20 protein-coding genes and 1 other annotated feature are annotated in these 20,583 nt (G+C 60.0%); of the genes, 10 read left to right on the top strand and 10 right to left on the bottom strand.

What is annotated here, in order from left to right; all coding sequences use genetic code 11:
* Window positions 1-13 precede the first annotated feature (13 nt).
* Window positions 14-131 (bottom strand) — a sequence feature (Thr leader region).
* Both thrL and GKN89_RS12830 read right to left on the bottom strand, forming a co-directional pair.
* Window positions 70-156, bottom strand: a complete 87-nt coding sequence (thrL, locus tag GKN89_RS12825; protein ID WP_071532847.1) for a thr operon leader peptide — start codon at window positions 154-156, stop codon at window positions 70-72. It overlaps the preceding feature by 62 nt.
* 194 nt (window positions 157-350) lie before the next feature.
* Window positions 351-1,037, bottom strand: coding sequence for a tRNA/rRNA methyltransferase (locus GKN89_RS12830; RefSeq protein ID WP_063918131.1), 687 nt, complete (start codon window positions 1,035-1,037; stop codon window positions 351-353).
* Between the two features lie 629 nt (window positions 1,038-1,666).
* Here GKN89_RS12830 and arcA point away from each other — a divergent pair.
* Window positions 1,667-2,383: a two-component system response regulator ArcA gene (gene arcA, locus GKN89_RS12835; RefSeq protein ID WP_004933003.1), complete on the top strand. Its 717-nt coding sequence runs from the start codon at window positions 1,667-1,669 to the stop codon at window positions 2,381-2,383.
* A gap of 51 nt (window positions 2,384-2,434) precedes the next feature.
* Here the strand turns inward: arcA and creA are convergent, their stop codons facing one another.
* Window positions 2,435-2,914 carry a protein CreA gene (creA, locus tag GKN89_RS12840; protein WP_019455010.1) on the bottom strand — a complete coding sequence of 160 codons (480 nt, stop codon included), beginning with the start codon at window positions 2,912-2,914 and terminating at the stop codon, window positions 2,435-2,437.
* 342 nt (window positions 2,915-3,256) lie between these two features.
* Here creA and robA point away from each other — a divergent pair, with 342 nt between their 5' ends.
* Window positions 3,257-4,126 carry an MDR efflux pump AcrAB transcriptional activator RobA gene (robA, locus tag GKN89_RS12845; RefSeq protein WP_019455009.1) on the top strand — a complete coding sequence of 290 codons (870 nt, stop codon included), beginning with the start codon at window positions 3,257-3,259 and terminating at the stop codon, window positions 4,124-4,126.
* On the opposite strand, the gene gpmB is transcribed toward robA, so the two are convergent.
* Complete coding sequence (gene gpmB / locus GKN89_RS12850; RefSeq protein WP_019455008.1) at window positions 4,123-4,770, bottom strand: 2,3-diphosphoglycerate-dependent phosphoglycerate mutase GpmB; 648 nt, start codon at window positions 4,768-4,770, stop codon at window positions 4,123-4,125. The genes robA and gpmB overlap by 4 nt on opposite strands.
* A 101-nt stretch (window positions 4,771-4,871) precedes the next feature.
* Here gpmB and yjjX point away from each other — a divergent pair, with 101 nt between their 5' ends.
* Window positions 4,872-5,390: an inosine/xanthosine triphosphatase gene (gene yjjX, locus GKN89_RS12855; protein WP_025159624.1), complete on the top strand. Its 519-nt coding sequence runs from the start codon at window positions 4,872-4,874 to the stop codon at window positions 5,388-5,390.
* Between the two features lie 11 nt (window positions 5,391-5,401).
* On the opposite strand, the gene trpR is transcribed toward yjjX, so the two are convergent.
* Both trpR and sltY read right to left on the bottom strand, forming a co-directional pair.
* Window positions 5,402-5,731, bottom strand: a complete 330-nt coding sequence (trpR, locus tag GKN89_RS12860) for a trp operon repressor (RefSeq protein ID WP_154747122.1) — start codon at window positions 5,729-5,731, stop codon at window positions 5,402-5,404.
* Window positions 5,732-5,785: 54 nt separating this feature from the next.
* Window positions 5,786-7,714 (bottom strand): murein transglycosylase, encoded by a 1,929-nt coding sequence (gene sltY, locus GKN89_RS12865; RefSeq protein WP_154747123.1) that lies wholly within the window; start codon window positions 7,712-7,714, stop codon window positions 5,786-5,788.
* Between the two features lie 633 nt (window positions 7,715-8,347).
* Here sltY and GKN89_RS12870 point away from each other — a divergent pair.
* From GKN89_RS12870 to ettA, 4 genes are all read left to right on the top strand, one after another.
* Entirely contained in the window at window positions 8,348-8,959 is a 612-nt protein-coding gene (locus GKN89_RS12870; protein ID WP_025159622.1) for a YfiR family protein, read from the top strand.
* Entirely contained in the window at window positions 8,956-10,203 is a 1,248-nt protein-coding gene (locus GKN89_RS12875) for a diguanylate cyclase domain-containing protein (RefSeq protein WP_019455004.1), read from the top strand. The genes GKN89_RS12870 and GKN89_RS12875 overlap by 4 nt, the downstream gene beginning before the upstream one ends.
* 38 nt (window positions 10,204-10,241) lie before the next feature.
* The gene (locus GKN89_RS12880; RefSeq protein ID WP_019455003.1) at window positions 10,242-10,739 is read left to right on the top strand and encodes an OmpA family protein; all 498 of its coding nucleotides are present in this window, start codon (window positions 10,242-10,244) and stop codon (window positions 10,737-10,739) included.
* Between the two features lie 142 nt (window positions 10,740-10,881).
* On the top strand, window positions 10,882-12,549 hold the full coding sequence (gene ettA, locus GKN89_RS12885) for an energy-dependent translational throttle protein EttA (RefSeq protein ID WP_370520202.1): 1,668 nt from the start codon (window positions 10,882-10,884) through the stop codon (window positions 12,547-12,549).
* A 30-nt stretch (window positions 12,550-12,579) separates the two neighbouring features.
* On the opposite strand, the gene GKN89_RS12890 is transcribed toward ettA, so the two are convergent.
* Window positions 12,580-13,485: an AraC family transcriptional regulator gene (locus GKN89_RS12890; protein WP_063918126.1), complete on the bottom strand. Its 906-nt coding sequence runs from the start codon at window positions 13,483-13,485 to the stop codon at window positions 12,580-12,582.
* Window positions 13,486-13,647: 162 nt separating this feature from the next.
* Between GKN89_RS12890 and GKN89_RS12895 the strand changes: the two genes are divergently transcribed.
* Together GKN89_RS12895 and GKN89_RS12900 are read left to right on the top strand one after the other, a co-directional pair.
* A complete protein-coding gene (locus GKN89_RS12895; protein ID WP_019455001.1) occupies window positions 13,648-14,616 on the top strand; it encodes an SDR family NAD(P)-dependent oxidoreductase in 969 nt (322 codons plus the stop codon).
* Window positions 14,617-14,630: 14 nt separating this feature from the next.
* The gene (locus GKN89_RS12900) at window positions 14,631-15,638 is read left to right on the top strand and encodes an NADP-dependent oxidoreductase (protein WP_025159619.1); all 1,008 of its coding nucleotides are present in this window, start codon (window positions 14,631-14,633) and stop codon (window positions 15,636-15,638) included.
* A 28-nt stretch (window positions 15,639-15,666) separates the two neighbouring features.
* Here the strand turns inward: GKN89_RS12900 and GKN89_RS12905 are convergent, their stop codons facing one another.
* The gene (locus GKN89_RS12905) at window positions 15,667-16,578 is read right to left on the bottom strand and encodes a LysR family transcriptional regulator (RefSeq protein WP_019454999.1); all 912 of its coding nucleotides are present in this window, start codon (window positions 16,576-16,578) and stop codon (window positions 15,667-15,669) included.
* 97 nt (window positions 16,579-16,675) lie between these two features.
* Here GKN89_RS12905 and GKN89_RS12910 point away from each other — a divergent pair, with 97 nt between their 5' ends.
* Window positions 16,676-17,677, top strand: coding sequence for a zinc-binding alcohol dehydrogenase family protein (locus GKN89_RS12910; protein WP_154747124.1), 1,002 nt, complete (start codon window positions 16,676-16,678; stop codon window positions 17,675-17,677).
* A gap of 30 nt (window positions 17,678-17,707) precedes the next feature.
* On the opposite strand, the gene GKN89_RS12915 is transcribed toward GKN89_RS12910, so the two are convergent.
* Together GKN89_RS12915 and nadR are read right to left on the bottom strand one after the other, a co-directional pair.
* Entirely contained in the window at window positions 17,708-19,141 is a 1,434-nt protein-coding gene (locus GKN89_RS12915; RefSeq protein WP_025159618.1) for a glycosyltransferase family 39 protein, read from the bottom strand.
* Window positions 19,142-19,274: 133 nt separating this feature from the next.
* Window positions 19,275-20,546 (bottom strand): multifunctional transcriptional regulator/nicotinamide-nucleotide adenylyltransferase/ribosylnicotinamide kinase NadR, encoded by a 1,272-nt coding sequence (gene nadR, locus GKN89_RS12920; RefSeq protein ID WP_019454996.1) that lies wholly within the window; start codon window positions 20,544-20,546, stop codon window positions 19,275-19,277.
* Window positions 20,547-20,583 lie beyond the last annotated feature (37 nt).

The following is a 20,583-nucleotide window of genomic DNA, read 5'->3' on the forward strand; positions in this document are numbered from 1 at the left end:
CCGAATTTAAGCCGAAAAAAAAGCCCGCACTGATTAGGTGCGGGCTTTTTTCTGTGTTTCCTGTGCGCGTCAGCCCGCCCCGTTACCTGTGGTATCGGTGGTGGTAATAATTGTGGTATTCAGGCTGATGTTGCGCATGTTGTCTGTCTGTCTCATGAAATGTTCTGTCCCCTCTATTGGTTAAAGCAATCGCTATCCCAAGTCAAACGATTTCTTTTTTTTGCTTATTTTCCGTTCAACGGCATCATTGCGCGATATCGCAGGTAAAAAGCAAGATGACAGAACAAAAACACGACTTAGCGGCAATTTACCAGTAGATCACACTGAGTAACCGCCTGATGTAGCCGCTATCACTTGGCGAGTTTTTTTTCGATGTCGTGCAGCAGCGTATGCAACATCGCCGTATCTCGCTGTTGCAGCGCACCGAGGCGCTGATGCAGCCAGTCGCGCAATTTTTGATCGTCGCCGACATCCAGGGTATTCAACAAAGCATCGGCGCGGCGGCGCAGCGCCTTGAGTTGCCCTTGCGATGCCGTGGTTTCCTGCGCCGTGCTGACGCCCATCAGGCTCGCCAGTTGGTAGCAGTACACCATCACCGCCTGCCCCAGGTTAAGCGACGGGTAATCCGCCTGCATCGGCACGCCGGTCAGCAAATCCGCCAGCGCCAGCTCTTCGTTGGTCAAGCCGGAATCCTCACGGCCAAACACCAGCGCGGCCTGGCCGACCCATTGTCGGCGCTCGCTCAGCTGTTCCAGCAGTTCAGGCGGCGTGCAGTAGTAGTGAAAACGCGCGCGGCTGCGGGCGGTGGTGGCGACGGTGAAGTCGACGTCCGCCAGCGCCTGTTCCAGCGTGGCGAACGTTTGCACGCCGTCGAGGATCTCGCCGGCCCCGTGTGCCACCCAGCGCGCCGCCGGCTGCAGATGTGCCTCGCTGTCGACGATGCGCAACGAAGCGAAGCCCATGGTTTTCATCGCGCGCGCCGCCGCGCCGACGTTTTCCGGCCGCGCCGGAGCCACTAAAACAATATGAAGCTGCATCACTCATCCACCGAAGGCGAGCCTGCGTTTTTGACGATGGCGCAGCGCCCGCTTATATTTACAATTGCGTAACAATAAACGCGTTAATAGCAACAAACAAGATTAAACGGCTCGTTGAGCTAATAAACCCGTCGTAATAGTCATTATTCGTGCTTATGTTTTACCTCATTTATTTATCAATGAGTTAAAACAACACGATGATCAATAAGCGAATAATTGTACCCTATCGCAGGAGATAATGCTGAATCGTTCACAGAATTTGAGGTTCTGTGACTTAAACTGGCATTTCTGTAAGTGTTTTTCACAAATCTGTTAACGTGCTACAATTGAATTTGATATATGTCAACAAAGCGTAGTTTTGTTGGGTGATGAATTCGGCACGCGCTGTTATATTGCTGTTAATGGGGTTAGGATATGCGCCGTTTTGGCACCTCAGGGGTTGTAGGGAACGGCATCCCCACCAAGCTAGCGATCTTGTTGACATGAGATGGAAAGTGCATCAAGAACGAGTTTACGTACTTTAGTCATTTGCTGAGAGGGAACGTGGCGCTATCTCTGCCCTCCTCTAAGAAAACAGAGACTTCTGTACTTCCGATTTTCTATTTTGTTGGCAATTTTAGGTAGCAAATATGCAGACCCCGCACATTCTGATTGTCGAAGACGAGTTAGTCACTCGTAACACCCTGAAGAGCATTTTCGAGGCGGAAGGCTACATTGTTCATGAAGCCAATGATGGTGCAGAGATGCACAATATCCTGTCCGAAAATGATATCAATCTGGTCATCATGGACATCAACCTGCCGGGCAAAAACGGCCTGCTGTTGGCGCGCGAACTGCGCGAACAGGCCAGCGTTGCCCTGATGTTCCTGACCGGTCGCGATAACGAAGTGGACAAAATCCTCGGCCTGGAAATCGGTGCCGACGATTACATCACTAAACCGTTCAACCCGCGTGAGCTGACTATCCGCGCGCGCAACCTGCTGTCGCGCACCATGAATCTGGGCAGCCTCGGTGAAGAGCGTCGCCTGGTCGAGAGCTACAAGTTCAACGGCTGGGAGCTGGACATCAACAGCCGCTCGCTGATCAGCCCGGCAGGCGAACAGTATAAGCTGCCGCGCAGCGAATTCCGCGCCATGCTGCACTTCTGCGAAAACCCGGGCAAGATCCAATCCCGTGGCGAACTGCTGAAGAAGATGACCGGTCGCGAGCTGAAGCCGCATGACCGCACCGTAGACGTCACCATCCGCCGCATTCGCAAGCACTTCGAATCGACGCCGGACACGCCGGAGATCATCGCCACCATTCACGGCGAAGGTTACCGCTTCTGCGGCGATCTGGAAGAGTAATTCCAGCCTGCCGTCATGAAAACGGGGTTCAGCATGCTGAACCCCGTTTTTTTATTTCGTCTCAGCCCACGGCATGATCGGCACCGCGCTCAGCGCGTTCTTCGGCGAACCGTCGATCACCTTGTCGGAGTAGCTCAGGTAAATCAGCGAATTGCGCTTGGCGTCGTAGAAACGCACCACCTGCAGCTTTTTGAATACCAGCGAAGTGCGTTTCTGGAATACCACATCGCCTTCCGCCTTGCCGTTTTTGATCTTGTCGCTCAGCTCGATAGGCCCCACCTGCTGGCAGGAAATGGCCGCGTCGGCGGTATCTTCCGCCAGCCCCAGGCCGCCTTTGATGCCACCGGTTTTGGCGCGACTGATATAACAAGTTACATTTTTAACATCAGGATCGTCGAACGCCTCCACCACGATTTTGTGGTCCGGCCCCAACAATTTAAACACCGTATCAACGGAACCGACCTGCTCCGCCTGTGCGCTACCCAGGGTTGCGCAAACCAAACCGAATAATAATATCCAGCTTTTTTTCATTTACTTAACTCCGATATAACCATGCCGTGAAAATAGGCTCGGCGATCACCATTATTTATGTCTAAGCTCACGGAATCGGGTTTTTACGGGTCCGCACCGTCCGTTTTAGCACAGAGCGTGACAAAAATCTTTGAGAGTCGCGGAGGAAAAAAATTGCTATGATGCGGCGTCGTTATTTCTTTGCGCCCACTACGGTGTACCCCAATCCAACTCTGGCGCGGCATGCGCAGCAGAGGCAAAGAGTGCAACGCATAATGGCTCATGGATCGGTCTGATAGCGCAGCACCAGCGTGACGAATCAACAGTTCGGGTTCCTACCCCCAAGCTTTACGAGGAAGATCTATGGATCAAGCCGGTATCATTCGTGATCTGCTTAGCTGGCTGGAAAGCCATTTGGACCAACCCTTGTCGCTGGATAACGTAGCGGCCAAGGCCGGCTACTCCAAATGGCACCTGCAACGGATGTTCAAAGATATTACCGGTAATGCCATCGGTGCTTACATCCGGGCAAGGAGGCTGTCCAAAGCCGCCGTCGCGCTGCGTCTGACCGGCCGGCCGATTTTGGATATCGCCCTGCAATATCGCTTCGACTCACAGCAGACCTTCACCCGCGCCTTCAAAAAACAGTTTGCGCAAACGCCGGCACTCTACCGCCGTGCCGAGGACTGGAACGCGTTCGGCATCTGCCCGCCGATCCGTCTGGGAGCCTTCACCCTGCCGCAGCCGGAGTTCGTCTCGTTGCCGGATAAGCAGCTGGTCGGCCTGACCCAAAGCTACTCCTGTACGCTGGAACAGATCACCACCGTGCGCACCGAATTGCGCTCGCAGTTCTGGCGCCAGTTCCTCGGGGACGTAGAAACCCTGCCGCCGGTGCTGTACGGGCTGCATCACTCACGCCCGAGCCAGGAGAAGGACGACGAGCAGGAAGTGCTGTACACCACGGCGCTGGAGCCGGATCAGGTGCCGGAAAAGGTACAGGACGGCCAGCCACTGGTACTGCCGGGCGGCGAGTTTGCCATGTTCAGCTATGAAGGGCCTACCGAGGGTCTGCAAGATTTTATTCTGACGGTCTACGGCACCTGCCTGCCGGCGCTCAAACTGACGCGCCGCAAAGGGCACGACATCGAACGTTTCTATCCGAAAGGCGAGCGCCGTCCACATCAGGCGCCTATCGAGATCAAGTGCGATTACCTGATCCCGATTCGGCGTTAACGCTGCAGTTCGTCCAACGCGGGCATGTCTAGGTGCGTGACATCGCCCGCCGTTTCAACGATCCAGCCGGAAGCCAACCACGGGCTTTGCTGGTGGTCGACGCGCGACAGTGAGCAGTTGCGCAAGCGCAAACGGCGTTCCGCATAGGCCGGCAGCCCCAACACCGTACTGATCAAACACCCCAACGCGATGCCATGGCTGACGAGCAGCGGCTTGCTGCCTTCCGGCAGCATCAGGCAGCTCTCCAGCGCGGCGCGCATGCGCTCACCCAGCTCCTCCATGGATTCGCCTTGAGGGATGCGGCCGTCAGGAGTACCATCGACCATCTGTTTGCGCCACTGTTCTTCCTGCGGCGTCAAACTGTCGATCAGGCGTTCTTCCAGAACCCCCATGTGCAGCTCACGCAAACGCGGATCGCAAATCACTTCGCAGCCGCAGGCTTCGGCGATGATCTGCGCGGTGCGGCGCGTGCGCCCCAGATCGCTGGTAATGACGTGCGTGATGCCTTCCTTGCTGACGCGCCTGGCGACCAGGCGAGCCTGGTGCTCACCCATGGCGGTTAACGGGCTGTCGGACTGACCCTGGATGCGGCGAGCCGCGTTCCATTCCGTTTCGCCATGGCGAACGAGGTATACCTGTAACATTTTTGTTTTCCGTTATACTGCGTGAAATTTGCGTTTATCCCCGGCCCGGCGGCGCTGTTGCCGCTGCCCGGCGTATCGGCCAGAAGGATATCAAACCCGTTATGTACCATGTTGTCGCTGCAACTACCAACCCGGCAAAGATTAAGGCTATTCAGCTGGCCTTCGATGACGTCTTTGGCGCGGACCAGTACCGCATTGAATCCGTCGACGTCGCCAGCGGCGTCTCGCTGCAGCCGATAGGCAATCACGAAACCCGCACCGGCTCGCGTCAACGCGTGATGGAAGCGCGCCAGGTCAGGCCCGAGGCCGATTTTTGGGTCGGCGTGGAAGCCGGGATTGAAGAGAATATGACCTTCGCCTGGATGACCGTCGAGAACCCGCACATCCGCGGTGAATCCCGTTCGGCGAGCCTGATGCTGCCGGAAGTCATCTTACAGGGTATTCGCGACGGCCGCGAATTAGGCAGCGAAATGGCGGCGATCACCGGTAACGCCGAGGTGAAGCGTCAGGGCGGTGCCATCGGCGTCTTCACCGACGGCCGGCTGAGCCGCACCAGCGTTTACCATCAAGCGTTGCTGCTGGCGCTGGTGCCGTTCCACAACGCCATCTATCAGCAATAGCGCAGAGCCTGCTAGGGCGCATCGTGCAGCAGCTGCTGCTCAAGCCACTGTTTCAGCGCGGGCGGCGCCGCTTTCAGGCTGTTTGAACCGCGGGTGATGGTGGCGATCCCCGCGCCCAGTTCATTTTTCAGCTCGCGTTGGCTCATCTCGCCGCGCATCAATTCCTGAATGATCCGTACCCGGGTGCCCAGCGCGGTGCGTTCGTCCGGCGTCAGCATCAGCTGCAACAGCGGTTGATGCAGTTCTTGCGCAAACGAATTCTGCAGCAGCACGACGAAGCGCAGCCAATCCTCATTGCCTTGTTCTGAAAGAGCGGGGTCGTTTAACGATAATTGCGTCATGGCAGCCACCATACTATTTAACTAGTACAGCAGCATACCATAGGGCCGTCAAAATCAATAACGTCTCTGCCACTCGGCGTCGGTCAGCACCTTGGCCGGCCGATGCGTCAGGTAGCGGTAAAACGCATCGTAAGCCAGCACGTTCTTGACGTAACCGCGGGTCTCCGAGAACGGGATGCTTTCGATGAACGCCACCGGATCGATCCGCCCCGCGCTGTTGCCCAGCCAGGTATTCACCCGCGACGGGCCGGCGTTATAGGCGGCGCTCGACAGAATGCGGTTGCGACCGAATTGCTGATAGACCGACTCCAGATAGCTGGTGCCGATGGTGATGTTGGTCTGCGGGTCGAACAGCTGGCTCGGACCAACATAGCCGGGAATATTGAACATCTGCACCGTATGCTGCGCGGTGCGCGGCATGACCTGCATCAGGCCCGAAGCACCGACCGGCGACTGCGCCTTCGGATTCCAGGCGCTCTCCTGGCGCGCGATCGCCATCGCATAGCTGCTGGTGATCCCCTTGTCATCGGTGGCGCGGCGGAACTCCTGCGGCCAGGCGACCGGGAAACGTTCCTCCAGGTGGTCCCACAGCTTGCCGACGATAGTCGCCTGCACGCTCAGATCGGCCCATTTCTGCTCAAAGGCGTAACGCGCCAGCGCCTCTTGTTCAGGCCGGCTGCGGCTGGCGACGTAGGAGCCCCACTCGCTGCGGGCCAGGTTGTCCATGTTCCAGTACATCAGCTCGCGCACCCGGGCGACTTCAGGCCCGTCGGTCAGCGACGCGCGCGGCTTGGCCGCCACCGCTACCATCACCGGGTAAGTGGCGTTCAGCTTTTGCGCCGCCACCATCGGATAAAAGCCGCGTTCGGTCATCAGGTTGCGCAACATCTCCTCACCTTCGGCGCGTTTGCCTTCGTCCATCAGCTGACTGGCGCGCCAGTAGCGCCACTCATCCTTGTTGCGCGACTCTTCCGGCAAGCGTGCCAGCCAGGTCGCCACCCCCTGCCGATCGCCGTTACCCAGCGCCATGCGCACCCGGCGCTCCAGCAGCGAAGGCGAACGGCTGCGCAGGATCACCTGATCGCGCCATTGCGCCTGCTCGTAGGTGGCATCGCTGCCCATCAGGCGCCAGGCCACCGCCTCTTCCAGCCCCAGCCGCTCGTCGTCGCTCATTTTCTGCAGCCGCGCGAGCGTCGGGATCATCGCCCGTGCGTTTTCCACATCCTGCCGCGCCAGGCGTTCAAAGGCGATGCCGGTAGCGGCGCGGGTAAAGTCAGTCGGCCCCACGCTGCGGGCGAAGGCTTCCACGGTGGTCGGATCGTTTTGCAAGCGCACCAGGGCGTTGCCCATGGTCTGATAATCGGCCGGCAGCTGGCTATAGAGGTTGCTGACCAGCGAGCTGTTGCCCTCTTTCAGCGCCAGCTTCATGCGCGCCAGAATATCCAGCGGGGTCTGCTTGCCTGCGCCGCGCCAGACGCTGAACAGCCGATCGCAGGCGCCCGGCAGCGTTTTGCCGTTCAGCCACAGCTCGTCAGCGCCGCTCCAGGCTGCCTGCTGATCGCCGGTGGCCCATTTGGCGTAGTAATAGTTGCAGCGCGCCGCCACCGGTTTGGGCGGCTGCGGGCTGAAAGCCAACAGGGTGCGCCAGTCTTCGCGACGCGCCAGTTCATTGACGAAGCGCGGCGCCAGTGATTTCGCCGGCGGCAGCGTCGGATTGCGCTTGATGAAGTCGTTCACCTCGGAGAATCCCGCCTGGCTCAAATCCTGAGTCAGCTCGCGGTATTCCAGATAAGGATAAAGCGGATAATCGCGCAGCGTCGGCATCAACTGCACCACCACGTCCATCTGATTGCCGTCCCACGCCTGCTTGATCTGCTGGTAGCGCTGACGCTGCGCATCCAGAGAATCCGCCAGCGCCACGCCAGAAAACGCCGTCAGGCACAGCCCCATCGCCAACAGCCGTCGCTTGTCCACCTTGACCATCCTCGCTCTTTCCTCACAGGTTGTGCCGCAGGAGCCGCCCAGCTCCCCGGTGACCGCCGCGCCACGGCGCCGCGGGACAAAATAAAACCGGGCGCACGGCCCGGACGCAGATATCTACCATAGACAGCGCGATCGCCCATCCATTCAATACTGTAGAAGAAGAAGTGTATCGCCATGGCGGGAGCCAGGTAAAAAACGTTTACTTAGGCTGACAAATCAGGACGCCCGGCTATTTTCGTCAGCCGGATTTTTATTAGCCGACCTCGTAGCTCAGAGACAAGTAAAATACTTTTTAATTATTAGCTATCACATTATTGCATTTACAGGATGGCGCAACCGTTGCGCAAATCGCCTGACAGCTGGCCAAACGCACCAACTTTGCAGAAAAGCGGTGGCAAACCCGAGTGGGCATTTTTATACTATCAAAAATAAGTAGGATAATTCCGAGAAAACAGCACATAAAGCGCCCAACGAAGACATCTTATAATACAATCCGCGCCAATTATGGGTTAGATAGTGTTCATTAGGCAGTGCAACTGACAGCTTTCAGCAAAACGATTGTCCCTGCAAGCGGGCCGGATTTTCCCTTGTCGGGCCACGGCCTGCGGGCGGTGGATCAGACCGGAATGGCGGGTGAAGATGGCGAATAACACCGCGATAGTGATGCGTTGCGCAAAAAGCCCCGTGCCGGGCTTCCTTGCCGCACGTCTGCATATCGGCCGCCTGTTGCTGATCGTCCTGTTGGTTCTGCTGACGTTGCCCGGACCTGCGCACGCCGCCGATGATCCCTATCAAAAGCGCACGCACGCCGTGACGACCGTGGTGGTAGGCATCATCAGCTACGCCCGCTGGTCGCGTGAACCCAATCCTATCCGGTTGTGCGTGACCGCACCCACCCAGTATGCCGAGGGGCTGTTCGATCCGATTCTGCTGAGCGCGCCGCGTCCAATTAAAACTGAACGTGTGCCGTTCGACAGCCCAACGCTGAGTACCGGCTGTGATGTCATCTATCTAGGGAACATCAACGCCGCGCAGAGACAAAATTTCATGCAGCGCATTTCCGGCAACTCCATTCTCAGCATCAGCGAGAACGATAGCGAATGCTCCGCCGGCAGCGCATTCTGCCTGCAGATCGATGGGGATCAGGCCAGCTTCAAGGTCAACCTGGACGCCCTGGCGCGCAGCGGCGTACGCGTTCACCCCAACGTGCTGCAACTGGCGCGCAAACAGGCGCCGCCGCTATGAGACTGTTGCGTAAAAACCGTTCCGGCAATGCGCGCCCGACGCTGGGCCGGGTGCTGCAGCGGGTGCATCTTGGGCTGGCGCTGATCGCCGTCGGCACCGCCGGCATCTTTTTGACGCTGGTGGCACTGTTTGCGCTGCGCGCTTACGCCAACCACAACCTGCATCTGATCGCGCGCTCCATCAGCTATACCGTTGAAGCGGCAGTGGTGTTTGAAGATCGCGCTGCCGCGCGCGAGGCGCTGATGCTGATCGCGTCCAACGAAGAGGTGTCGGACGCGCGGATCCTCGACAATAACGGCAAGATGCTGGCCAACTGGCGCCATCCCACCGACGGGCCGCTACACGGTCTGGAGCAGATCGTCGCGCACTGGGCGCTGCCCGAGCCGGTCATCCTGCCCATCACACATGAGGGCAAGCAGGTCGGTCAGGTCTGGCTGAGCGGCAACGGCGGCAGCCTGTTGCGTTTCCTGCTGCGCGGCCTGGTCGGCATGATCGCCTGTCTGGTGCTCAGTACCCTGTGCGCCCTGGTGCTGTCGCGCCGCATGCTGGTCGGCATCGTCAGTTCGCTGGACGACATCGCCAACGTGGCGCATGCGGTACGCCGCGATCGCACCTTCGGCCTGCGGGTTCCGTCGGCGCCGATCGCCGAACTGCACGAGCTCAGCAACGACTTCAACGGCTTGCTCGACGAGCTGGAGGCCTGGCAGGCCCACCTGAAACAGGAGAACGACTCGCTGGCCCACCGGGCGACGCACGACAGCCTGACCGGCTTGCCGAACCGCGCCTTCTTCGAAGGACGGCTGAGCCGCGCCTTGGGCGATATCGAGCCGTCGGCAAAATTGGCGGTGCTATTTATCGATGGCGATCGCTTCAAGGAAGTGAACGACAGTTACGGCCACGCCGCAGGCGATGCGGTGTTGACCACCATCGCCGGGCGCATTCGCGCGCAGCTGCGTGAAACCGATCTGGTCGCGCGCCTGGGAGGGGATGAGTTCGCCGTGCTGCTGGCGCCGGTGCACAGCACGGAAGATGTCCTGCAGATCGCCGATAATATTATCGACTGCATGACGCAGCCGGTCATTTTGCCGAACGACGAGACGATCATCACCTCTCTGAGTATCGGTATTGCGCTGTACCCTGATCACGCGGCGACGCCTCAGGGTCTTTTGCACGAAGCTGACGATGCAATGTATCAGGCAAAGCATCGTTATCACGGAGGCTGGCGGCTGGCGATACACAAATAAGAGCCGCAGCTATAACACTTGAACTAGGGATTTTGACTATGATACAGCAACTGTTTAAAGGCCGTTTTTCACTGTTGACGATGGTGTTCGTCGCCCTGCTGGCGCTCGCCGGCTGCCAGAGCAAACCGCAGGGGCTGACGCCCGAGCAGGTCGCGCTGCTGCAGTCGCAGGGCTTCAAACTGACCGACAACGGCTGGGAGTTCGGCCTGTCGGATAAAGTGCTGTTCGGCAACAACATCGGCAAGCTGAACCCGGAAAGCACCGAGACGGTGCAGAAGATGGGGCGCGCGCTGCTGAGCGTCGGCATCACCAAATTCCGTCTGGACGGCCATACCGACAACTACGGCGAAGACAGCTATAACGACCAGCTCTCCCTGCGCCGCGCCGATGCGGTGGCCGATCTGCTGGCCAGCGTCGGCATTCCACGCGCCAATATCGAAACCCGCGGCATGGGCAAACGCGATCCCGTCGCCGACAACCGCACCTCCAGCGGCCGCGCGGAAAACCGCCGCGTCGCGATCGTCGTCACGCCATAAGCCACCAATATGCGCCTTTATCGGCGCATAAACGGTTATACTTGGCGATCGCTGAGCGATGTCTGGGATCCGAGATCGAAACGGGCTACACTCATGCCGCCAGACATCCTATAAATACTGATATAGAGAGGCTTAGAGCAACGTGGCTCAATACGTCTATACCATGCACCGCGTCGGCAAGGTGGTACCGCCGAAGCGTCATATTTTGAAAAACATCTCCCTGAGCTTCTTCCCTGGGGCAAAAATCGGCGTACTGGGCCTGAACGGCGCCGGTAAGTCCACTCTGCTGCGCATCATGGCCGGCATCGATACCGATATCGAAGGGGAAGCGCGCCCGCAGCCGGGCATCAAGATCGGTTACCTGCCGCAGGAGCCGCAGCTTAACCTCGAACACACCGTGCGTGAGTCGGTGGAAGAAGCGCTGGCGGAAGTGGTCGGCGCGCTGAAACGCCTGGACGAAGTGTACGCGCTGTACGCGGAAGAAGGCGCAGACTTCGACAAGCTGGCCGCCGAACAGGGCCGCCTGGAAGAGATCATTCAGGCGCACGACGGCCACAACCTCAACGCGCAGCTGGAGCGTGCCGCCGATGCGCTGCGCCTGCCGGACTGGGACGCCAAAATCGCCCACCTGTCCGGCGGTGAACGCCGCCGCGTGGCGCTGTGCCGCCTGCTGCTGGAAAAACCGGACATGCTGCTGCTGGGCGAACCGACCAACCACCTGGACGCCGAGTCCGTGGCCTGGCTGGAACGTTTCCTGCACGACTTCGAAGGCACCGTCGTCGCGATCACCCACGACCGTTACTTCCTGGACAACGTTGCCGGCTGGATCCTCGAGCTGGACCGTGGCGAGGGCATTCCGTGGGAAGGCAACTACTCATCCTGGCTGGAACAGAAAGATGCGCGTCTGGCGCAGGAAGCATCCGCCGAAGCCGCTCGCCGCAAGTCGATCGAGAAAGAGCTGGAGTGGGTGCGTCAGGGTGCCAAAGGCCGTCAGTCCAAAGGCAAGGCCCGTCTGGCCCGCTTTGAAGAGCTGAACAACACCGAATACCAAAAACGTAACGAAACCAACGAACTGTTCATTCCGCCTGGCGCACGTCTGGGCGATAAAGTGGTCGAAGTCAGCAACCTGCGTAAGTCCTATGGCGACCGCCTGTTGATCGACGACCTGTCGTTCTCGGTGCCGAAAGGCGCAATCGTCGGCATCATCGGCCCGAACGGCGCGGGTAAATCCACGCTGTTCCGCATGATGTCCGGCCAGGAGCAGCCAGATTCCGGCAGCATCGTGCTGGGCGACACCGTCAAGCTGGCGTCCGTCGATCAGTTCCGCGACAGCATGGACGGTTCGAAAACCGTCTGGGAAGAAGTCTCCGGCGGGCAGGACATCATGCGCATCGGCAACACCGAGATGCCAAGCCGTGCCTATGTCGGCCGCTTCAACTTCAAGGGCGTCGATCAGGGCAAACGCGTGGGCGAGCTGTCCGGCGGTGAGCGTGGCCGTCTGCACCTGGCCAAGCTGCTGCAGGTTGGCGGCAACGTACTGCTGCTCGATGAACCGACCAACGACCTGGATATCGAAACCCTGCGCGCGCTGGAAAACGCCCTGCTGGAATTCCCTGGCTGCGCCATGGTGATCTCGCACGACCGTTGGTTCCTCGACCGTATCGCCACCCACATCCTGGACTACCAGGACGAAGGCAAGGTGGAATTCTTCGAAGGTAACTTCACCGAGTACGAAGAGTACAAGAAGCGTACGCTGGGCGCCGACGCGCTCGAGCCGCACCGCATCAAGTACAAAAAGATCGCCAAGTGATCCGAAAGGCGCCGCATGCGGCGCCTTTTTTTATGCCCGTGTCCGGCGATACTCGCGCGGCGAGCACGCCATCATTCTCTTAAAGGCGTGGCTGAACGCGCTGTCTGAATCGTATCCCAAGCGCTGCGCGATGGCGGACACCGGTTCGCTGCCGGTACGCAAAGCCCGTGCAGCCAACAGCATGCGCCAGCGCGACACATACTCTAACGGCGCCATGCCGGCCTTCTGCTTAAAGCGCAACGCCAACGTCGAGCGGGAAACGCTCGCAGCGGCGGCCAGCGACGCCACCGTCCAGCGCCGGCCAGGATCGGCATGCACCGCCTGCATCGCGGCGCCGATGCGCGGATCGAACAAGGCGGGCAGCCAACCGGACGCCACGCTCTCTTCTCCCATCAGGTACATCCGCAGCGCCTGAGTCAACATGATCTGCCCCAGATGGTGTACCATCGAGGCACTGCCCGGTGAAGGCTTCAGCAGCTCGCCCGCCAGCCGCTGCAACGCCCATTGCAACACCGCGGCCTCTTCAGTGCCGCCTCGAATCACCATCAGCGCCGGCAAAGTACCCAATAACCGCTCCACCTCTTCGCCAAAGGTAAAACGCCCGCCGATAAACAGACAATCCTCCGCCTCGCCACAGCTCGCCACGCCGTTTTTTGCCTGCAGATAAAGTGCGTCAGCATCGAGTGCCGGCAGCGACAGATCGCTGCCAACGGTGACCGGCAAGCTGCGGGTCAGCAACAAACAGTCGCCGGCCGCCAGCCACAGCGGTTCGGCCAGCCCTTCCGCCGCCAGCCAACAGCCGCCACGCACCACAGCGTTGAACTTCCCGCTCTGCGGCGCAGGAAAATGAACGGCCCAGTCGCCGCCGGCCTTCAGGCCGCCGAAAAACGCATTCTGGCTGTTCAACGGCGCAAGCACTTCCGATAAAGGATCCATACCCTCTCCCCCTAAGGCCCTTTCAAGAGCATAGCCCGTGCGATGCCCCAGCCAAAGGTTTTAGGACGATGGCGACAGAAATTAGGTTTTTGTTGCATTCAGCCGCCGATAACGCCGACTTACACTCCCAGTGTCACAGTCAACTGCAGCGAGGAATTCCCAATGAACAGACAAGTGCCCCTCAACTCCGGCTTCAACGCTACCACCACCGCCGCCGACGTGCTCAAAGACCGTCAACTGGCCGGCATGACAGCGCTGGTGACCGGCGGTCATTCCGGCCTGGGGTTGGAAACGACTCGCGCTTTGACGCAGGCGGGGGCGAAGGTGATCGTCGCCGCCCGCGACCCCGTTATCGCCCACACGCGTCTGGCCATCGCCGGCATCAGCAACGCTGAGGTTTATGAGCTTGATTTGGCCGATCTGAGCAACATCAAAGGGTTCACGCAACAACTTCTGGCGACAGACGTCCACCTCGATATGTTGATCTGCGGCGCCGGCATCATGGCCTGTCCTGAAACCCGTATCGGCCCAGGCTGGGAGGCTCAATTCGCGATCAACCACCTGGGGCATTACGCTTTGGTGAACCACCTCTGGCCGGCGTTGATGGGCGACGCCCGCGTTGTCGTCATCTCATCTTCCGGTCACCATGCCAGCGCCATACGCTGGAATGACGTCCAATTTCACAGCGGCTATGACAAGTGGCTGGCCTATGGCCAATCGAAAACCGCTAACGCGCTCTTCGCCCTGCAGCTTGACAAGCTGGGGAAAAACGCTGGCGTGCGCGCCTTCTCGCTGCATCCCGGCATGATCCCAACGCCGCTGCAGCGCTATCTCTCGCAGGAAGAGATGCTCGCGTTGGACTGGATCGACGCCGACGGCAAACCCGCCCACCCGGAAATGCTGAAAACCCCGCAACAAGGCGCGGCAACCCAGGTTTGGGCGGCGACATCGCCTCAACTCAATGGCCTTGGCGGATTGTATTGCGAAGATTGCGATGTCGCCCGGCGCAACGATGACAACGGCTTTTCCTTCAGCGGCGTAAAAAGCTACGCCGTCGATCCTGAACAAGCCCAACGCCTGTGGAAACTGTCGGCGCAACTCACCGGTGTCGATGCCTTCGGCAAGATTTAAACAGGGGACCTTCTATGCAGAATCGTCAAATCATCCTCGCTAAACTCCCGCAAGGAAAGCTGACCCTCGATTGTTTTCAGACTCGAGAGGCCCCCATGCCGCTCCCCGGCCCCGAAGAGGTGCTGTTGCGCACGCTTTACGTGCCACTGGATGCGGCCAGCAGAGCCTGGATGCAGGGCGTCACTTATCGTTCCGGATTGCAGGCGGGAGACGTCATGGCCGCAACCGCGCTGGCCGAAGTCGTCGAGTCGCGCTCTCCCCTGCTGGCCGCCGGAGATTTAGTGCTGGCGGAAACCGGCTGGCAAACCTTTGCGGCCGTACCGGCGGCTGGCGCGCTCAAGCAGTCGGGCATCGTTCCGCATACGCACTTGCTCAGCGTTTACGGCGTGCCTGGACTCACCGCTTACTTCGGTCTGCTGGAATGCGGACGCCCAGAGGCCGGTGAAACCGTCGTCGTATCTGCCGCCGCGGGGGCGGTAGGCATGTTCGCCGGACAAATCGCCCGGCTTCGCGGCTGCCGCACGGTGGGCATTGCCGGCGGCGGCGCCAAAACGGCTCTGCTGACGGACAGGCTGGGTTTCGACGCGGCGATAGATTATAAGAAGGAAAATCTGCATGACGCCCTGCGCCGCTCGTGTCCCAACGGCATCGATGTGCTGTTCGATAACGTCGGCGGCGATATTTTGGCGGCCAGCCTGCCGCATATGGCGAAGCATGGACGCATCGTTTGCTGCGGTGCGGTGTCGCAGTACGATACGGCCTCCCCGCCGGCAGCGCCTGCCGGGATACCCGGTTTGCTGATCGTCAACAGTTTGACGATGCGGGGATTCCTGTTGGCCGATTTCCTTCATCGGCAAGAACAGGCGCTGGCGGCACTCGCGGCCTGGGTCACTGAGGAAAAACTCGCAATTATCGAAGACCTGATCACCGGTTTCGAGCTGCTGCCCGCCGCACTGATCGGCCTGCTGGCGGGCGAAAATAGAGGGAAACGCATCGTTCAGGTGGCGCGGCGCGCCGCCTGAACCTAAAAGGCTCTGCGCGCGCCCGCCGTCACTCCCGCGCCAGCTCGCGCGCGTAGTCGTCGAACGCCGGGTGCTGCAGCACCACATCAATGAAACAGGCCAGCGCCGGGGAGTTCAGCTTGCGGCTCGGGTAGACCAGATACAGCTCGTTGCCCTCTGCACGCCACGCCGACAGCACTTCCACCAACAGCTTCTGCGCCACCACCTCACGGCTGAGAAACGCCGGCAGCAGCGTAATGCCGGCGCCGGCGATAGCGCATTCGCGCGCATACAGCAGGTTGTCGGTGGTGTGCGCCAGCGGCAACTGCCAGCGGTAGTAATCGTCGCCGCAACGCAGGTTCCAGGCCGTCCAGGCGCGATGGGCGATGCAGCGGTGCTGCTGCAGCTGTTGCGGATGTTCGATCGGCGGGTGCTGCGCCAGATAGGACGGCGCAGCCAGCAGATAGCGCGGCGCATAGCCAAGGCGGCGGCCGATCAGCGAAGAATCCTGCGGCTTGCCGGTGCGCAGCGCGGCGTCGAAACCTTCCTGCACCAGATCCACCATCGCGTCGGACACCGACACCTCCAGCGAAACGTCCGGGTACTGACGTTGAAAATCCGCCGCCAGCCGCGCCACCAGGGTCGCGCCCAGCCCGGCCGGCGTCGAGATGCGCAGGCGCCCGCTCGGGTTATCGCGCAGCCGCTGCAGCGCCAGATCGGCCCGCTCGGCGGCGGACATCATCGCCTGACAATGCTCCAGATAGCGCTCGCCGGCGAAGGTGAGATTTAACTGGCGCGTGGTGCGATTGAGCAGCCGTAGCCCCAGCGTCTGCTCAAGCTGGCTGATACGCTGGCTGACGCTGGATTTCGGCAGCCCAACACGCTGCGCGGCGGCGGTGAAGCTGCCGCATTCCGCCACCAGCGCGAACAGCGCCATGTCCTGCAGCTGTTTGAATTCCATTGTTCACCTTAAACGAACACTCAGTTAGATATTGTCCATCTTATCACTCCACTATCGCGGGTCTACACTGTGGGCATCATTTGAAAGGAGTACAACCATGTCGATAAAAGCCATTGCCGTAGACCCGCAGAACCCTGCCGGTTTCATCGAAATCTCACCGGAGATGCCGGTTCCCGGCCAGTACGATCTGCTGGTGGAAGTGAAAGCGGTGTCGGTTAACCCGGTGGATACTAAAGTGCACGCCGGCCTGCAGAAAAGCGGCCTGCAGCAGCCGCGCATTCTCGGCTGGGACGCCAGCGGCGTCGTGGTGAGCGCAGGCAGCAGCGTCAGCGGCTTCAAGCCCGGCGATGAAGTGTGGTACGCCGGCGACATCACCCGCCCCGGCAGCAACAGCAGCCACCAACTGATCGACTCACGCATCGCCGCGCACAAACCGCGCAGCCTGAACTGGGCCGAGTCCGCCGCCATGCCGCTGACCGCCCTCACCGCCTGGGAGGCGCTGTTCGAACACCTGAATATTCAGGACGCGCCGGAGCACAAGACGTTGCTGATCATCGGCGGCGCCGGCGGCGTAGGCTCGTTGGCGATCCCGCTGGCCGCGCTGCGCAGCAAGGTGAAAGTGATCGCCACCGCCTCAAGGCCTGAATCCGCCGCCTGGTGCCTCGAACGCGGCGCCGATCTGGTGGTGGATTACCGCGATTTGAAGGGCAACCTGGCGCAGCACGGCATCGAGCAGGTGGATTACATCCTGTGTCTGAACGATACCGACGGCCATTGGCCGGCGATGGCCGAGCTGGTCGCGCCGCTGGGCCATATCTGCACCATCGTCGAGAACGCGCAGCCGCTGGACCAAAACGCGCTGAAGCTGAAGAGCGCCGCGCTGCACTGGGAGTTCATGTTCACCCGCAGCATGTTCAGCACCCCGGACATCGCCCAGCAGGGCAAGATCCTGCAGCAGGTGGCGCAGCTGCTGGACGACGGCAAGCTGAACACCACGCTGAGCGAAACCCTGCACGGGCTGACGGTGGAAACGCTGACCGCCGCGCATCAACAACTGCTCGGCGGCCATATGCAAGGCAAGCTGGTTATCGCGTACTGAGCCAACTCGCGGCGGCGCACAGCGCCGCCGTTACTGCGGCCGCACGAACCCGACGCATAGCCGTTGCTCATCGGCGTGCGGATCGGAACGGAACGTCATATTCTGCTGCCAGTCGAGGCGCATCTTCGGCCAGTGGGCCAGCTCCCCGCCGAAATCGCTGTGCGCGCAATCGTCACCCAACCGGCCGAACAGGGCGACGCCATGCTGGGCAATCTGCGGATAGCTGATGTTGGCGTTGTAGATATTTGGCCGCGCATGATTGGACCAGCGCGTAATGGTTTGTGGCCGGGAATCGGCATACACCGTCATCCATTGCGACAGATACTCACCGCCGACGTAGCGCAGATCGACGCCGTAGCGCTCTCGCCAATGCTGTTCCACTTCACTGCTGAAGGCCTTGATGCCCACCATCTTCTGGCCGGCGTTGCGCACGTTGCCCACCATCACTGCGGCATACCCCAGATAGACCGCCAGCGCCGCGCACATCAGCCCAATAGTCGCCGCGCGCAGCGAACGCACCGGCGGTTGACGCACGCAGCCGACCAGCAGCGCGGGCGCCAGCATGAAGAACGGCTGCAGCCACTCGGTCAGCCGGCCGCCGACGTTGAAGGAAAACCAGAAGGTGATGATGCCGAGCGGCAGCAGGTAGATCCACAGCAGCACCCGCATCGGCAACGCCTTCGGCCAGGCCAGCACCGCCCCGCTGCGGCGCAGGATCCACCACAGCACCAGCGACGGATAGAACACCAGCAGCAGCGACTGCAGCATGTCGAGATTGAGCTGCATCTTGATCTGCGAATCCACCCACTTGAAGGCGGCGAAGTCGTGATTCCACAGCCAGACCACGTTTGGCAGCACCAGCGCCAACCAGATCGCCACCGCCAGATAGAACTGCGGCTGGCGATAGCAGCGGCGAACCTGCGGCACGAACAACGTCGACAGCGCCGCGAAGTAAACGAAGGCGAAGGTCGAGTACTTGGCCATCATCGCCAGACCGGCGACCAACGCGAAGGCCGGCCACCAATTGGCCGAACGGGAGATCGCCATATGGAAGAACAGCGCCATCCACGGCCACAGCATCACCAACAGGTAATTGTCGTTATAGGGAATGATGTCGAAATTGATGATGCCGGACAGGTTGAGCGTCAGCAGCGCCATCCAGGCCAGCGAGGTGCTGCCACTCAGGCGTCGCGCCAACAGCCAGACGCCCAACATGCCGATGGCGATGGCGATGAAGTGCCCGCCATACCAGTAAACGTTTAGCGGCAGCCACGACAGCCAAATCGCCGGATGCATCGCCGCACCGACCAGCCACGGGTTTTTCGGTGAGCCCCACTCGCCGTTGAGGCCCCAGTTGAGCGCCTCGACGGCGTCGTAAGGCAGGGTAGGATCAAGATGAACCGTCAGCAGCGTCCAGGCTGCGGCATAGCAGACCAACCAGAGAGCAAGTAAGCGATAAGACATGTCTTCTTCTAAGCGTTATTGTAAAGAAAATCTTAACTTAGTCGCTGTCGAATGAACCATGTTTAAACAAGCCGTTAAATGTGCGTCCGGGTGGCGTTTCTGCCGCCGCGATCGCACATTCCGCTAATTCTGCTCAGCCTGCGGCGTGGCGAGAAGCGGGCGCGCTCAACCGGCCGGCGTCCGCCGCCAGCAGCTGTTGCACCAGCTCGACGCAGCGCAGGAAACGCTCCTCGTAATCGCTGGATTCAACGTGCACATACTCGATATTGTTGGCGCGCAGCATCTCCTCCAGCAGGCGCTGGAACGCCAGCCGATCGGCGGTGCTGCCGAGGCTGCGCAGGCCGTCCGCCACCCACGGCGTATTGTTTTCCAGCAGGATCACCAGATCGAAACGGTATTCGTCGATCAGCGCCTGCACGAAGGGGTGTTCACGCCCTTCGTACTTTTTGCAAAACGCCTGGGTGGTGACGAAATCGGTATCGATAAACGCCACCTTGTTGGCGTACTTGACCGCAAAATCCACGTATTGCGCCTGCCCGAGGGCGATTTTGTCATAGTCGGAGTACTGCAGCGCCATCTCGTCGCCGCCCAGATGCGAAAACACATAGTCGCGGCCATATTCCCAGGCGCTGGTGGTGTTGAAGATGTTGGCCAGTTTGTTGACCAGCGTCGACTTGCCGCTCGACTCGCCGCCGAGGATCGCCACGGTACGCACGAAGAACGGCTTCACCTCGGTCGGGATGTAATCCCAATAGCGGAACGGATCCTGGCGGATCTGATTGCCACTGATGTTCATGAACGAACGCTCGGGGTCGACCAGAATGGTTTCGATGCCCAGATGCTCGCGGTAACGCGGCGCATCCTGCGCTTCGCTGGAATAGATGAAGCTCGGCACGATGCCCTTCTGTTCCATAAAGGCCTTCATGCCATCGCTCCATACGTTCCAGCCGTGCGGGTAGGGTTCGATGCCCTGCTCGTCGAATGAGTGGATATGGATGTTTTTCTGGTACTTGAAGGTCTGCAGCAGCCAGCGCAGGCGATCGCTGACCGTCGGCTGTTGCGACATCGAACTGTTCTCGAACAGTTCGCGGTCGCGCGGCTCGTCGTGGCACAAAATGACGTGCAGCTCATCCACCTGGCTGCAGGCGCGCTGGATCAGATAGATGTGGCCGGTGTGCAGCGGGTAAAATTTACCAAACACCACACCGACTTTGACCTCTTTGCGCGGGAACTCAAGCCCGAGAAAACGGTGCAGCGCCTCCAGCTTTTGCGCGCTCGGGCTTTTGATCTTGTCGTTCAACAGCTGGCTGAGATAGCCTTTGGTCATGCCACTGGCATCCGCCACCTGCTGCAAAGTACAGCCTTTTTGCTTGATGGACGTCTTCAGGTAATCAAATTGCGGCATGGCCACCTCCGTTTAGTATGCTAAACAAAATAGCATA

It is taken from the genome of Serratia sp. YC16 (assembly GCF_009707615.1).
GTDB lineage: Bacteria > Pseudomonadota > Gammaproteobacteria > Enterobacterales > Enterobacteriaceae > Serratia > Serratia surfactantfaciens.